The following is a 15,460-nucleotide window of genomic DNA, read 5'->3' on the forward strand; positions in this document are numbered from 1 at the left end:
TGGCCATGTTCGGCGTGGAGCTCGGGATCATCGGGATCGTCGGCCTCGTGCTCGTGGGCCTCTTCGTCGTCCTTTATCTGATCCCGCTGCCGCTCTGGATCGCGGCGTGGGCTTCGGGGGCGTACGTGGGGCTGTCGTCGCTCGTGGGCATGCGGTTTCGCCGTGTGCCGCCGGGCGTCATCGTGAACGGGCGGATCAGCGCGGTGAAGGCCGGGCTCGACGTGTCGACGAACGACCTCGAAGCGCATTACCTCGCGGGCGGCAACGTCACGCGCGTGGTCAATGCGCTGATCTCGGCCGACAAGGCGAACATCCACTTGCCGCTGAAGCGCGCCGCGGCGATCGACCTCGCCGGGCGGGACGTGCTCGACGCGGTCAAGATGTCCGTCTTGCCCAAGGTGATCGAGACGCCGCGGGTCGCCGCGGTGGCGAAGGACGGCATCCAGCTCATCGCGATCGCGCGCGTCACGGTGCGGGCGAACCTCGACCGGCTCGTCGGCGGCGCCGGGGAGGAGACGATCATCGCGCGCGTCGGCGAGGGAATGGTGAGCACGATCGGCTCGGCCGCGAATCACAAGGAGGTGCTGGAGAACCCCGATCACATCTCGAAAAACATCCTCGCGCGCGGGCTCGACGCGGGGACGGCGTTCGAGATCCTGTCGATCGACATCGCGGACGTGGACGTCGGCGCGAACATCGGGGCGAAGCTCCAGATCGACCAGGCGAACGCGGACAAACAGATCGCGCAGGCGAAAGCAGAGGAGCGCCGCGCGATGGCCGTGGCGCTGGAGCAGGAGATGCGCGCGCGGGTCGTGGAATCGGAGGCGGACGTGCCGCGCGCGATGGCCGAGGCGTTCCGGTCGGGCAACCTCGGCATCCTGGATTATTATCGAATGCGGAACATCGAAGCCGACACGGCCATGCGGCATTCGGTCGCGAACGACGTGCCGAGCGACGTGAGGCCGGCGATCGGGCAAGGGAGACGGTGAAGCCGTGGAGGGGCTCGTCTCGCTGCTCGTGGTGCTCCTGTTCTTGATGATGCCGGTCGTGCCGGCGCTCCTCGAGCGGGCGACCCGCAAGGCGCGGGAGCGCGCCGCGCGGGAGGCCCGAGAGCGCCGAAAAGCGCTCGTTGGAATGAAGCCGACGATGACGTTTCCCGCGCCGCCGCGCCCCCTGCCCGATCCTCGCTCGCCGGTCGAATATCAATCGCTGGAGGAGATTCCCGCGCGCCCGCTCTCGCTCGAAGAGGCGCGCCCCGCGCTCCCGCATGCACCCGAAGCGGCCCCGGCCCGCCCACGACGCACGTCACGGGTTCTTCTCGAAAAACCCGGCGACGTGCGTCGCGCGATCTTGCTCGGGGCGCTGCTCGGTCGGCCGCGCGGCGCCGATTGAAATCACTCCGCCGGGGGCGGCGGGGGCGCCTTCTTGATGGCGAAGATGACCTCGATCGAGGTCGCGTACGTCACCTCGCCCATCGAGAGCGGCGGGCCGCCGCCAAATTTCGCCTCGGCCGACGCCATCATCGGCATCGGGCCGATCGGGCCGCGGCCGATGACCTCGCTCACGCTGATCACCGGCCCGAGCTCGACCCCCGAGAGCTTCGCCAGCGCCTCGGCCCGCGCCTTCGCGTCCGCGATCGCCTTCTCCCGCGCCGTCGCTTCGAGCGCCTTCGTCTCGTCGATCCCGAAGCTCACGTTCCACACGCTGTTCGCCCCGGCGTCGACCGCCGCCTGCACGACGCGGCTCGCCTTCGACACGTCGCGGATCGTCACTTCCACGGTGTTGCTCACCCGGTATTTCACGGACGGCGGCGGCGGCGCCATGGGGGCGGCCGCCCCCGCCGTCGTGGCCGCGGCAGCCTTGCCGCCCTTCGGCGTGGGCGCGGGCTCCGGCATCGGCACGGCCATGGGCATGGGACCCTCGAAGGGCCGCTCGATCGAAATCGAGAAATTCGCCGTCTGGATGTCCTTCTCCTCGAGGCCGAGCTTCTTCAGCGCGTCGAGGATCGCCTTCATCCGCGCGCTCGTCTGGTTCATCGCCTCCTCGACCGTCGGGGCCGAGGCCTCGACGCCGAGGCTCGTCCGGGCGATGTCGGGTTTGCCCTGGGCCTCACCGTGGCCGACGACCGTGATGTGACGGACCGCCTCCTGCGAGGCGCGCGCGCCCCCATGATGCGCGCTGCCGCAGCCGATGAGACCAAACGAGGCGGGGACGAGCAAGACGAACGCGAGCACGGGACCGAAGCGCATACGAAAAAGCCTCCTTACAAGCAGATAACGCCGAACGACCGCCCAACTTACAGGCGATCGCCCCGACTCTGGCAGATGGCCCCGGTGGTGTCGAGTTCTCCCAGGGTTCCCGAGACCGCTCGATCCGATTGGAAGGGTTCATGCAACAGGGTTGAATCGTCCCCCTCGCGCGCAATGTTCGTACCCGACGCGCACGGGGGCGTCGCCGAGCGGCGAAACACGAGCGCCGCGGAGCTCGACCATGTTAGGGCGTACCAAACACCAGGAGCGAAGGCAGGACCCGCGCGCACGCGTCGACGGACGGGACGGCGAGTCCTGCAGGCGAGCGGGCTCGTCGAGGAGCGAGCCCGATTTCCGCGCGCTCTTCGAGTCCGCGCCCGAGTGCTACCTCGTCCTCGCCCCGGACTACACCATCGTCGCCGCCAGCGACGCTTTCCTGCGGACGAGGATGGTCTCCCGCGAGGCGACCGTCGGCCACAATCTGTTCGAGCTCTTCCCCGACAACCCGGACGATGAGAACGCCACGGGCTCGCGGAACCTGCGGGCCTCGCTCGAGCGTGTCTTCTCGACAGGGCTGCCCGACACGATGGCGGTACAGAAGTACGACATTCGCCTGCCCGAGTCGGAGGGCGGTGGCTTCACGGAGCGGTACTACAGCCCGACGAATACGCCGGTCATCGACGACAACGGGAAAACCACGCACGTCATTCACCGCGGCGAGGACGTGACGGAGTTCGTGCTCCTCAAGCAGCAGCGCGGCGAGCAATGCAAGATCGTCGAGGCAGAGCGGACGCGCGCGCACCAGATGGAGGACGAGCTCTACCACCGCGCGCAGGAGATCCAGGGCGCCAACGAGCGGCTCCGCGTCGCGAACGAGCAGCTCAGCCGATTGGACGAGCTGAAGACGCGCTTCTTCTCGAACGTGAGCCACGAGTTCCGCACGCCGCTCACGCTGATGCTCGGCCCGGTCGAGGAGCTGCTGCACGGCTCGCACGGGCCGCTGCTCGACGAGCAGCGGCGCGAAATCGAGGTCGTGCGGCGCAACGCGCGGCGCCTGCTCAAGCTCGTCAATACATTGCTCGATTTCTCCCGGATCGAGGCGGCGCGCCTGCACGTGGCCTACGAGCCGACCGATCTCTCGGCCTGCACCGCGGAGCTCGCGAATACGTTCCGCTCGGTCGTCGAGCGCGCGGGGCTCCGGTTCCTCGTCGATTGCCCTCCGCTGCCGGAGCCCGTCTACGTCGACCGCGAGATGTGGGAGAAGATCGTCCTCAACCTGATCTCGAACGCCTTCAAGTTCACGTTCGAGGGGTCGATTGAAGTGTCTCTGCGCTGGGCCGGCGATCGGGTGGACCTCGCGGTCCGCGACACGGGCACGGGCATCCCCGAGGACGAGCTGCCGCGGCTCTTCGAGCGGTTTCACCGCGTGCAGCGCGCGCGCGGGCGGACGTTCGAGGGCTCCGGCATCGGCCTCGCGCTCGTCCGCGAGCTCGTGGGGTTTCACAAAGGCGCGGTCGCCGTCACCAGCGCCCTCGGCGAGGGCAGCACGTTCACGGTGAGCATTCCCGCCGGCGCAGCGCACCTGCCCGCCGAGCGCATCGGCCCCGAGCGCGAGCTCGGGCTCTCGGCGACGAACGCTTCCGCATTCGTGGAGGAGGCGGAGCACTGGGTCGAGGCGCCCGGGCGGGTCACGAGCGAGCGCCCGCCGCCCTCGCGCGTCGTGCCCACAGGCCCACGCGCCCGCGTGCTGCTCGCCGAGGACAACGCCGACATGCAGCACTACATCCGCCGCTTGCTCGAACCGCACCACGACGTCGTCGCGGTCTCGGACGGGATCGAGGCGCTCGCCCACGCCCGCGCCGAATTGCCCGATCTGATCCTCACCGACGTCATGATGCCGGGCATGGACGGCTTCGCCCTCGTCCGCGCGCTGCGCGCCGATCCGCGGACGCAGGCCGTGTCCATCGTCATGCTCTCGGCCCGCGCCAGCGAATCGGCGCGCGTGGAGGGGGCCGAGTTCGGCGCCGACGATTACCTGGTCAAACCATTTTCGCCGCGGGAGCTCCTCGCGCGGGTCGAGGCTCGGATCGAGCTGTCGCGACTGCGCCGGCAGGTGGCGCGGGAGACCGACCGCCTGCGCGAGAGCGAGATGCGCTTCCGCACGCTGGCCGACAACGCGCCGGTCATCATCTGGATGACCGACGCGACCGGATCGTGCAATTACATCAACGCGACCTGGAAGCGGCTCACGGGCCAATCGCTGGAGGACGCGGAGGGCACGGGCTGGCTCGACCCGATTCACCCTGAAGATCGCCCGCGGGTCGGGCAGATCTTCGCGGCTGCCGTGGAGAACCGCGAGCGCTTCCATTTCGAGTATCGCCTGCGGGTCGCCGACGGCTCGTACCGGTGGTTCCTCGATTACGGCCTCCCGCGATGCGGCAAGGACGGCGACTTCCTCGGCCACATCGGCTCGTGCACCGACATCACCGAGCGCAAGCAGGCCGAAGAGCTCCAGGCCGAGGCGGATCGGCGCAAAGACGAGTTTCTGGCCATGCTCGCGCACGAGCTCCGCAACCCCCTCGCGCCGATGCGGATGGCGCTGCACATCATCCGGGCGCGGCAAGAAAACGCGGCCACGGATCGGCACCTTCAAATCCTGGAGCGCCAGACCGACAACCTCTCGCGCCTCGTCGACGACCTGCTCGACGTCTCGCGCCTGACCCGCGGCAAGATCGAGCTGCGCAAGGAGCGGCTCGACATCGTCACCGTGGTCTCGCGCGCCGTCGACGCGACGCGCGGGCTCATCGAGGGCCGGCACCACACGCTCACGGTCGAGCTGCCGGACGAGCCCGTGCCCGTCTTCGCGGACGCCGTACGGCTCGAGCAGGTGCTCGTCAATTTGCTCACGAACGCGGCGAAATACACCGATCCCGGCGGGCACATCACCCTCTCCGCGAGGCGCGTCGGCGCGCAGGTCGAGCTCTGCGTGCACGACGACGGCGTGGGAATCGCGCCGCACATGCTCGACCGGGTGTGGCACATCTTCGAGCAAGCGGAGCGCACGCTCGATCGGTCCCAGGGCGGGCTCGGGATCGGGCTCTCCATCGTGCGACGCCTGGTCGAGATGCACGGCGGGACGGTGGAGGCGCGGAGCCCGGGCCTCGGCCGCGGCAGCACGTTCCTCGTGAGGCTGCCCCTCGCGCCCGCGGAGCCGGCGCGCGCATTGGTGGAGCCGGCTTCTCCCATGAGGAGCCTCCCGACAAACCATCACCGCGCGGGCCGGAGGCTGCGTGTCCTCGTGGTGGACGACAACGTCGACGCCGCGCACATGATCGGCGAGCTCGTGCGCCATGAGGGCCACGAGGTGCGAATCGCCCACGACGGGCTCGCCGCGCTCGCGGTCGCGGACGAAGAGCACCCGGACGTCATCTTCCTCGACATCGGATTGCCCGGCATGGATGGCTACGAGGTCGCCCGGCGCCTGCGCGCCTCGGGCAATTGCCCGGACAAACTCGTCGCGCTCACCGGGTATGGCCAGGAATCGGACCGTCGCCTGGCCGCGGCGGCCGGCTTCACGCAGCACCTCGTGAAGCCGGCCCACCCCGACGAGGTCCTCGGGCTGCTCGACGCGGTCTCGGCGGCCGCGGCTTGACGCTTACTTGGGCGAATTGCAGGCGCCGCTCGCGGGCGCCGAGACGTTGTTGTCGGTGCGGCACTCGGTCCAGGCCGGGTGCGGTACGTTCGTGTCGTCGACGACGGCGTAAATGGGCACGATCCCGTTCACGACGTCGCCCGGCGCCGCGGGGAGCGGGAGCAGGACCGACTCGGACTCCGCCGGATACAGCACCTTGGAGGTCGTCCCCTGCCCGAGGAGCTCGCCGCCGGGGTGGTTTCCCTTGTAAAACCCGACGACGACGCCCGCGGGCAAGGACGCCTCGCCGACATTACGCACGACCGCGACGAGCCCGTACGGCCCGAAGCAGACGGGCGCGAGCGAGACAACCGCGTCCGGCGCGGCGAATTCGCTGCCCGGCTGCTTGTTCTGGCGGAAATTGTTGAGGCCGGGCTGGAGGTAGTTCGGCAGCTCCTTCGCCGGGATCGTCCCGTCCTCCTCGACGTTCGTGATGTGGTAGGCGTGCTCGTTCCACACCCGCCGCGTGCGCACCCACTTGCCCGAGGTGTCGCCGAAGATCCGCACGCCCGATTGCGCGATGCTCACGCCGTCGTCGCATTGCAAGCTCGCGCTCGCCTGTCCATAGGCGTTCGACACGGCCACGATGTCGGCGTGCCCGTCGTTGTCCACGTCGGCCACGACCGGGTTCTCGATCAAGGTCGCGGTCGTGTTGCACCGCTCCCAGAGCACGTTCCCCGTCGGGCCCTCGTAGACGCGCAGGCGCTGCTGATCCGAATAAACGACCTCGGCCTTGCCGTCGCCGTCGAAATCGAAGACCGTGCTGCCCGTCGACGCGCTCGAGCAATCGGACGTCTGCTTGATCCAGAGGAACGCCTCGTTCCCCGGCACGGCCGCGTCGACGAGCTTCTTGCCGTCGAGCACCGCATACCCCACGCCGCCCGCCATCGCCACGTCGGGCGTCCCATCACCATTGAAATCGGCGATCGTGGGCGGGCCGCCGCCGTGCGTGTTGCCCCAGCTCCCCGCGGGGCAAAGCGAGGGCGAGAGCGTGCCGTTGATGTCGAGCGCGGGACGCACGATCGTGAATTTGCCCGGCGCCGCCGCGTCGTACCGCCACACGACGAGCGCGTGGTTCAGGTTGTCCACGACGACCACCTCGGGCTTGCCGTCGCCGTCGAAATCGGCGACGGCCGGCCAGGGGCTCTTCCAGTCCTGCGTCGCGTAGAAGTTGCTCTGGTTCGCCGTGCCCGTGTCGAGCACGAGCGCGCCGGCCGCGTCGAAGACCTGGCTGCCCGTCACGATGTCGAGCACGCCGTCGCCCGTCACGTCGCTCGCGACGAACGAGCTCGCGAGGTCCACCGAGAACGAGGCCTTCACCGCGCCCGTCGCGCCGTCGAGGATGCCGCCCTCCACCACGACCTCCACCGCCCCGTCGCCGTCGAGATCCGCGACCGTGGGCATGAAGCAGCGCATCGGCGGCGTCGCCCAGAGCAAGCTGCCGTCGCCCTTCAGCGCGCGCACGCCCGCGTCCGCGCCCTCGGCGCACGCGACGACCTCGTTGCCCGCCGCGCCGTCGATGTTGCCCGCCGCGAGCTGCTTCGTCGGGTGGATCCCGGCCACGGCCCACTTCTCCACGACCTGCCCGGAGACGACGCTGATCGCGTGCAGGATCCCGGTGCTCTGGTACGCGCCGCCCGTGAAGGTCGCGAACACGATCTCCGGGATGTCCTTCGCCGTGACCTTGCCGTCGCAGTCGTCATCGTCGAGCTCGATCACGATCGGCGACATCATCACGTCGGTCGAGAACGGCGCCACGAGCTGCCCACCCCAGGCGAACTTGAGCTCGGGCGCGAACGCGGACGCCGCGGGCTTGTATTGGCAGGACTCGAGGCACGTGAGCGGATCCCCCGGGTTCGGCGCGGGCATGCCCGGCGCGCACGTCGGCGGCTTCGGCAGGCACTTGCCCGCGGGCACCTGCGCGCCGCCCATGCACCCCGCGTCCATGCCGCCGTCCATGCCCTGCGGATCGCCGAGCGAGAGCTCGCAATACTCGCCCGCCGCGCAGTCGCCCGACTCGACGCAGCTCGCCCCCGGCGTCACGCACTTCTGGAACGAGCAGACCTGGCCGCCGCCGCAACACGCGTCGCCGCACGCGAGCTCCACGGCGCAGCACACGCCGCTCACGCAGACGCCGCCGTCGCACGCCTCGCCGGTCGGGCAGCTCCCCGCGTCGAAGAACGTCTCGTCGCCGCCCGTCCCCGTCGACGAGGATCCGCCCATGCCACCCGTGCCGGTCGCGCTGCCCGTCGCGCCCGCGCCCTCCGTGGACGAAGATCCGCCGCCGCCGCACCCCTGACCCAGCGCCGCGAGCAGCGCCGCGGCCGATGAAGAAAGCACCAGGAACGCAAACCGTCGTCGCATCCCTGCAGGATTGGCACTGGGACGCACGGGCGTGAAGGACAAATCTCTGACGCTGGCCCTTCCAGACTCCGGTGACGCCCGAGATCCGCGTCGGGGTTCGCTTGACGCACCTCGCTGCCCCATCCTAGGCTCGTTGTCCCGGATGGTCGGGGGGAACTCCATGCCTCAAGCCGAGCGGATCAGGACCGCGCTTTTCGTCGATTTTGACAACATCTACCTCGGGCTCCATCGGGTCGATCCGGAAGCGGCAGAGGTCTTCGCCACCGAGCCAACGCGCTGGCTCGCGTGGATGGAGCGGGGTCTCGTGGGCAAGGCGCAGAGCAGCGAGCGTCCCCAGACGCCCCTCTCCGTCCTCGTCCGCAAGTGCTACCTGAACCCGAAGACGTTCCACAAGTACCGGCCGTACTTCACGCGCGCCGCGTTCGAGGTCGTCGATTGTCCGCCGCTCACGTCGCTGGGCAAGACGAGCTCCGACATCCGCATGGTGATGGACCTCCTCGACACGCTCGGTCACCCGACGCGCTTCGACGAGTTCGTGATCATGTCGGGCGACGCCGACTTCACGCCCGTATTGCTCCGGCTCCGCGCCCACGATCGGCGGACCGTGGTCGTCGCCGTCGGGTATGCGGCCTCGGCCTACATTGCCGCGTGTGACAAGCTCATCACGGAGGACCGGTTCATCGAGGACACGCTGCGCGTGCCGGGCGAGGGCGAAGGGTTCGAGTCGCCGGCGATCTCCCCGCCGCTGCGCGAGCGGTCGTTCTCGATGTTCCCGTCCGCCTCGATCATGCCCCCGCCGGCCTCGCTGCCCGCGGGCGACGCGGGCATGGAGCTGCTCGCGCAGATGGCCGCGGCCGTCGTCGGCGCCGCGCGCGCGGCCGGGAGCCTGCCCGCCGCGAGCCTGCCGCGCGTCTACCGCCGCTTCCACGAGTTCTCCGCGGCGAGCGACTGGCTCGGCTTCAAGAGCTTGCGGGCCCTCACCGAGGAGCTCTGCCGGCGTGACAGCCGCCTGCGCATCATCGACGACGAGGCCGAGAGCTGGCGCGTCACGACCGACCTCTCGGTCGCGCCCGCGGCGCCCTCGCTCGCCGTGCCCACGGCGCCCACGCAGGGCCTCGTTCCTCCGCCGCCGCTCGTGCCCATGCCGATGTCGAGCCCGGCGCCGAGCATCCCCCTGCCGTCGAACCCGAACCCGAACATCCAGCTCACGACCGCGATCGAGCCCTCGCCCGACACGCTCGCGCGACCCTCGGATCTGCGCGCGGAGATCGTCCGCGTGCTGCGTGATTTCGTCTCGAGCTCGCCGCGCCCCGTGACCATGGCCTCGGCCTCGCAGGAGGTCATCCGGCGGCTCGGCAACGTGGTCGTCGACAGCCGCTGGGCCGGGACCGGCAGCTTCAAGGATCTCCTGCTCCACGCGAGTGATCCGGGGTTTGTCGTGCACACGGCGAGCCCGGGCCACCTCTACGATCCCACGCGGCACGACGCTCCGGAGGCCGAGAGCGAGGACTGGCCGCCGCCCTCGCGCGACGAGTTCGGCGTGCTCCGGCGCGTGCACGAGATCACGGGCGTGCCCGTCCTCCGGCCGCCGGAGTTCGGCCTGCTCTTCCGGACGATCGCGGACATCCTCGGCAAGAGCTCGTTCCAGGTCACGGCGACCTCGAAATCGGTGCGGGACGTGCTCCTCGCCGAGGGCCACTCCGTGTCGCGATCGGCGGTGACGTTCGTGCTGCGCGGCATCATGTACGGCGGGCTGCCGCTGCACGAGGCGCCGAAGCCCTGGGGCCCGCGCCTGCTCGCCGAAGCGTTCCAGCGCAACGTGCTCGCGATGTGCGAGGACGCCGAGCTGAACCTCTCGGCGGCGGAGCGCGCGGCGATCGAGCGGTGGCTGCTCGGCGCCATCGAGGACGCGCCGCTCGCGGAGGCGGGCGACGTCGACGGGACGACCGAAGAAACCAAAGTCTGATCCTCGAAAGGACGGTTTGCCGTGGGACTCGCCGAAGACCTCCTCCTCGCGCTCGACAAGAAGAGGCCGAGGCCTCGTTCGTTCCGGCCAAACCCTTACCTCGAAGGCAATTTCGGGCCCGTGGGTCGGGAGAGTGATGCGCCGTCGCTCGAGGTCTTGCGGGGCGAGGTCCCACGCGCGCTCCGCGGCACGCTTTATCGAATGAGCCCCGGCCCCCGGTTCGAGCCGCCGAACCCGGATCTTTATCATTGGTTCGACGGCGACGGGATGATCGACGCCTTCGCGCTGGAGGACGGCCGCGTCTCCCACAAGAATCGCTGGGTCCGCACGGAAAAGCTCGCCTACGAAGAGCGCGCCGGCCGGGCGCTGTACGGCGGGATCCGCGACCTCGCCCTCTCCACGACGATCGAGGGCTGGCTCGCGCTCGGTTTTTCCGGGCAGGAGCTGCTCACGCTGAAGGCGCAGTCGATGCTTGGAAAAGGGCCGAGCGTGGAGCAGCTCGAGCGCATCCTGCGCGCCGTCGACCGGAGCAACACGAGCATCCAGAAAATGGCCGGCCGTCTGCTCACGCTCGTCGAGGGCTCGGCGGCGCACGAGATCGACCCGGTCACGCTCGCGACGAAGGGCCGCTTCGATTTCGGCGGCGCCGTGCATCCCGGCAAGGGCGGCATGGTCGCGCACCCCAAGATCGAGCCGGGCACGGAGACGACGTACACGTTCGGTTACTGGGGCGGCCGCGGCGGGCTCACGTATCACGTCTTCGACAAGGACGGCGCTGCGCGCTTCTCGCGCGACATCGAGACGCCGTTCCCCTCGATGATGCACGATTTCAGCGTGACGGAGACCCGCGCCGTCTTTTATCACCTGCCGGCCGTGTTCCGCGTGGACGACGCGAGCAGCACGAACACGGTCCGCTGGCAGCCCTCGCGCGGCGCGCGGATCGGCGTGGTTTTACGGGACGACCCCGCGGCGCCCGTGCGCTGGTACGAGATTCCGCCCTGCTACGTCTTTCATCCGATGAACGCGTTCGACGACGGAAATGCGGTCGTCCTCGACCTCGTCCGCTACCCGCGCTTGCCGCTCTTCGATCCGGGCGGCGAGACCATGAACCCGCACATCGAGGAGTATCCGCCGGGCCTGCTCGTGCGGCTCCGGCTCGACCTCGACACCGGCACGATCAGCGAGACGGTGCTCGACGACGCGCCCTGCGAGTTCCCCGTGGTCGACCCGCGGTTCGCGACGCGCCGCCATCGTTATGGCTGGGTCGCGGCGCGGCTCGCGCCGACGTGCGGCCGGGGCATCATGAATGCGATCGGCCGCGTCGATTTCGAGACCGGCGAAGTTCGTTATCGCAACCTCGGCCGATCGACCTACACGAACGAGCCGCTCTTCGTTCCGCGCACGGACGACGCGCCGGAGGGCGACGGGTATCTGCTCACCACGACCTACCACGCCGACGAGGGCACGAGTGATCTCCTGATCCTCGACGCGGCGCACCTCGACGCCGAGCCCGTCGCCGTGGTCCGCGCCCGCCAGCGCGTCCCGTTTGGCTTCCACGGCACGTGGGTCCCCGCCTCGTCGAGCTGATCAGGCGAGCGCACCCCAAAGCTCGCAGAGCTCCTCCGTCGACAGCTCGCGCCGATAGTCTGCCGGGTCGTTCCCCTTCCCCGCCTCGTACGCCCGCAGGTACCTCTTCACCACCGCCGCGCCGAGCCCGGTGATCCGGCTGATTTCCTCATTCGAAACCCCTCGCTGGTGCAGCCCGACGACGAGGTGGGGCCGTCCTTTTTTCGTCCGCGCCGGCTCGATCGTGAATCGATACGGCCGCGCCAGAAAGGCCCGCCGCTCGGGCGTCGCGCCCTTCTTCAAGGTCAAACCCACCCGCGGCGAATCGAAGACCTCCGCCGCGCCGCCCTGCGGGTCCTCGTGGGAGAGGAAGAGCGGCGAGCCCTCCTCGGGATCGATCGACCCATCGAACGAGCCCGCGAGCGCCGCGACGCTCTCCTTGCCGGTCCGCGAAAGCACGTGATCGACGCACGTGCACGACCCTTCAATCAGCGCGCCGTCCGTCGGGTCGACGATGCTTCGAATCAGAATGCCGACGTAGGTATCGGGCCTCCGCCCCATCGCGATGTCGACACCCTTGTACGTCCCGCCTTTGTACGTCCCGCCCTGCCGATGAAAATACCAGATCCCGGAATCGACCTGGATCGGATCCCGATGCGCGAACGGGTCCTCGTGCCCGGGTCCGTGCCAGTAAAACTCGATCTCGGCCAGGCGATAGGGAGATCCAGCAATGAAGAGCGTCGCGTGATTGAGCAGGACATCCGCCACGCGATGAAATGAACTTCCGTAAAGCTCGTCCGAAGCGCCCGGCCCCGGCAGCATCGACGCGAGCACGGGCGTGAGCGCGGCCGGGCTCGGCATTTCACGTCCTCGGGCTCGGCCGCCCCTGGCCTTGGCCTGCTTTCCCGGCGAGCCGACGCCGCCTCCCCTCCTCCGCCCCTCGCATGCCCGCACGCAGGTCCGCATACGTCACGAGCGCGCCGAAATCGACCCCGAGGTCCACGATGGTCCGCGCGACGTCCGGCGACACCCCCACGAGCGCGGTCTCCGTGCCGAGCAGGCCCGCCGCCCGCGTGGCCCGGAGGAGCTGCTCGGCCACGGACGCGTCGATCGAGGGCACGCCCGTGATGTCGATGAGCACCGTCTCCGCCTGGTGATGCTGGATCCCCGCGAGCAGCGCCTCCATGAAATGCTGCCCCCGCGCCTCGTCCATCTGCCCCACGAGCGGCGCCACGAGCACGCCTTTCGCCAGCGGCAAGAGCGGCGTCGAGAGCTGCCGGACGAGCTCCATCAGCTTCGTCTGCGTCTCCAGCAGCACGAGCTCGCGCCGCTTCGCGTCCTCGGCCGATTTCCGATCCGTGATGTCCTCGCTCATTCCAATCAGGAAGAGCGGCTGCCCGGCCTCGTCGTAAAGTGGGATCTTGCGGGTATGGCAGATGCGCTCGCCCTTCTCGGCGATCCAGACGATCTCCTCGGGAATGTCGACGATCATGCGACGCGCCAGGATCTCCCTGTCCTGCTCGATGAAGATGTCGGCCTGATCCTTCGAGAAGACGTCGTAATCGGTCTTGCCGACCCACTGGATGCCGAACGCATCATCCATGTACCGGTTCGTGTGGATGTACCGCAGGTCCCGAGCATCCTTGATGAAGATGAACATCGGAAGGTTGTCGAGGATCGAGTCGAGGAACTGCGACGTGCTCCGGAGCGATTGCTCGGTCTCGCGCTGCTTCGTGACATCCTCGAAGATCGAGCCCACGCATTGACCCGAGAGCGGGAAGGCCTTGATCGCCCAGGCGATGTCCTTGCCCGTCTTCGCGTCCGTCGTCGTGTAATCGATGTCCACGGTCTTCTTCTCGTGGATCACCTCGACGTAGCGATCGATGAGCCCATTTTGCCGCGGGACGCTGGAGACCTCGTCGAGCAGCTTGCCCACGAACTTCGCCGTGGGCCGCTGCGTGAGCTGCTCGGCGGCGGGGTTTCCGTACACGCAACGCAGCGCCGCCGTGTCCCCGCCCGATTCCTCGAATCGGTAGACGTAGAGCCCGAGCTGCATGGCCTCGACCACCTCGGCGCAGCGCGCCCGGTGCTCCTCCTCGGCCGTACGAAGGCGCACCCGCACGAGCGCGCCCCGGCCGCCGTCGACCGCGCATGCAATCGCGAGCAGGGAGCTGCCCGGGGCCCCGAGGTCGAGCTCGAGGCGCTCGCGCGCCCCCGCGAGCACGTCCTCGATCCCCCGCGCGGCCGCGAGCGCCGCGCCCTCGAGCACGCTCGTCGGCAAGAGCCGAAAAGCGCCTTGGCGCTCGAAGAAAGGCAGGAAACGCGTGCCCTCCTCCGAGGCGAAGAGGCGGTCCATGCGCGGGTTCGTGAGCCGAATGCGACCGCGGCCGTCGACCAGCGCGGTCGCGTCGTCGAGGACCGAAAGCAGGAGATCCGGGTGGATCGAGAACGAGGCTGGCGCTCCGTCGGGGGTTGCCATGACTTTTGCCGGGGACGATAACACGAGCCGGCAAGTTGGGCGACGGCGCGCGAGTGCGGGCACGCCTCGAACGAGGGCGCCCGCACTTCACGCCAGCGTCATCGCGCTGTCACGGAACGACGAACACAGCGCCGTTCATGCCGAGCGAAGCGTGCGGCACGCAGTAGTAGGGATACGTGCCCGGCGTCGACAGCGTGAAATCCTTCGAGGTGCCCGCGTTCGTCACCGGCACGAACGGGCCGCTCGCGGCGGGCGTGGGCAGGTTGGCGAGGTCCATGTACCCGCCTTGCAGCGGGTGGTTGCCGAAGCTCCCCGAGAACGTGACGACCGTGCCCGCCTTCACCTTGATGCACTTCGGGCTGTAGTTGTTGCCGAGCGCGCCTCCGAACGACACCGTCGTCGTGGACGAACCGGTGAGGTCCGTGGCCGACGCGAGCGTGCAGCCATTGACGTCCGCCGCGCACAGGTTGCCACTGCAGACGCCGCTCTGGCATTCGTTATCGGCCGTGCAAGCGCTGCCGTTGCAGGCGAGGCAGGTCGCGCCGCCGCAATCGACGCCCGTCTCGTCGCCGTTCTGCAGGCCGTCATTGCAGGTCGCGGGCGCCACGCACTGGTTGTTGACGCACGTGTCCGCACCCGTGCAATCGGCGGTCTCGTTGCATTCGACGCACGAGCCCGTGGCGTTGCAGAAGCTGCCGCCGGACTCCATGCACATGGTCCCCTGCGCCAAGGGGGTATACTCGGCCGAACCATTGTTGCAGGTGTCCGTCGTGCAGGACTTGTTGTCGTCCGGCAGGTCGAGGTCGTCATTCTCGACCGTCGTGGCGCCGAGGCCATCGCAGACGGCCTGCTTGCAGTCGCCGGCGATTTGCGACGCGGTCGGCGTGCCGGCTGCCTTGGGCGCCACGCCGCACGAGCCGTTCTGGCACGTCGCCTGCTCGCACTCGTTCGCAGGGGTCGGGCATTCGGACGGCATGGTGCAGACGGCGCCGCCGCCGCCCATTCCACCCATGCCGCCAGCGCCGCCCATGCCGCCAGCGCCGCCAGCGCCGCCCATGCCGCCAGCGCCGCCAGCGCCGCCCATGCCGCCGGCGCCGCCCATGCCGCCCATGCCACCGGCGCCGCCCATGCCGCCCATTCCGCCG

10 protein-coding genes are annotated in these 15,460 nt (G+C 69.3%); 5 read left to right on the top strand and 5 right to left on the bottom strand.

What is annotated here, in order from left to right; translation table 11 throughout:
• Positions 1-5: 5 nt before the first annotated feature.
• Together floA and QHF85_RS14065 are read left to right on the top strand one after the other, a co-directional pair.
• Positions 6-989, top strand: coding sequence for a flotillin-like protein FloA (floA, locus tag QHF85_RS14060; RefSeq protein ID WP_348652739.1), 984 nt, complete (start codon positions 6-8; stop codon positions 987-989).
• A gap of 4 nt (positions 990-993) precedes the next feature.
• The gene (locus tag QHF85_RS14065; RefSeq protein WP_281327671.1) at positions 994-1,392 is read left to right on the top strand and encodes a hypothetical protein; all 399 of its coding nucleotides are present in this window, start codon (positions 994-996) and stop codon (positions 1,390-1,392) included.
• 2 nt (positions 1,393-1,394) lie between these two features.
• On the opposite strand, the gene QHF85_RS14070 is transcribed toward QHF85_RS14065, so the two are convergent.
• A complete protein-coding gene (locus QHF85_RS14070; protein WP_281327672.1) occupies positions 1,395-2,249 on the bottom strand; it encodes an SIMPL domain-containing protein in 855 nt (284 codons plus the stop codon).
• A gap of 241 nt (positions 2,250-2,490) precedes the next feature.
• Between QHF85_RS14070 and QHF85_RS14075 the strand changes: the two genes are divergently transcribed.
• A complete protein-coding gene (locus QHF85_RS14075) occupies positions 2,491-5,901 on the top strand; it encodes an ATP-binding protein (protein WP_281327673.1) in 3,411 nt (1,136 codons plus the stop codon).
• Between the two features lie 3 nt (positions 5,902-5,904).
• Here QHF85_RS14075 and QHF85_RS14080 read toward each other — a convergent pair whose 3' ends face one another.
• Entirely contained in the window at positions 5,905-8,304 is a 2,400-nt protein-coding gene (locus tag QHF85_RS14080; protein ID WP_281327674.1) for an FG-GAP-like repeat-containing protein, read from the bottom strand.
• A gap of 160 nt (positions 8,305-8,464) precedes the next feature.
• On the opposite strand from QHF85_RS14080, the gene QHF85_RS14085 reads away from it, so the two are divergent.
• Both QHF85_RS14085 and QHF85_RS14090 read left to right on the top strand, forming a co-directional pair.
• Positions 8,465-10,270 carry an NYN domain-containing protein gene (locus QHF85_RS14085; RefSeq protein ID WP_281327675.1) on the top strand — a complete coding sequence of 602 codons (1,806 nt, stop codon included), beginning with the start codon at positions 8,465-8,467 and terminating at the stop codon, positions 10,268-10,270.
• A 21-nt stretch (positions 10,271-10,291) separates the two neighbouring features.
• Positions 10,292-11,857 carry a carotenoid oxygenase family protein gene (locus tag QHF85_RS14090; protein ID WP_281327676.1) on the top strand — a complete coding sequence of 522 codons (1,566 nt, stop codon included), beginning with the start codon at positions 10,292-10,294 and terminating at the stop codon, positions 11,855-11,857.
• On the opposite strand, the gene QHF85_RS14095 is transcribed toward QHF85_RS14090, so the two are convergent.
• From QHF85_RS14095 to QHF85_RS14105, 3 genes are all read right to left on the bottom strand, one after another.
• Positions 11,858-12,697, bottom strand: coding sequence for a hypothetical protein (locus QHF85_RS14095; protein ID WP_281327677.1), 840 nt, complete (start codon positions 12,695-12,697; stop codon positions 11,858-11,860).
• Between the two features lies 1 nt (position 12,698).
• Positions 12,699-14,315, bottom strand: coding sequence for a PAS domain-containing protein (locus tag QHF85_RS14100; protein ID WP_281327678.1), 1,617 nt, complete (start codon positions 14,313-14,315; stop codon positions 12,699-12,701).
• A 109-nt stretch (positions 14,316-14,424) separates the two neighbouring features.
• Positions 14,425-15,460 (bottom strand): plastocyanin/azurin family copper-binding protein (locus QHF85_RS14105; RefSeq protein ID WP_281327679.1); only part of this gene is annotated, 1,036 nt, incomplete at its 5' end.

Origin of the sequence: Polyangium sp. 6x1 (assembly GCF_029946515.1) — a bacterium.
GTDB lineage: Bacteria > Myxococcota_A > Polyangia > Polyangiales > Polyangiaceae > Polyangium.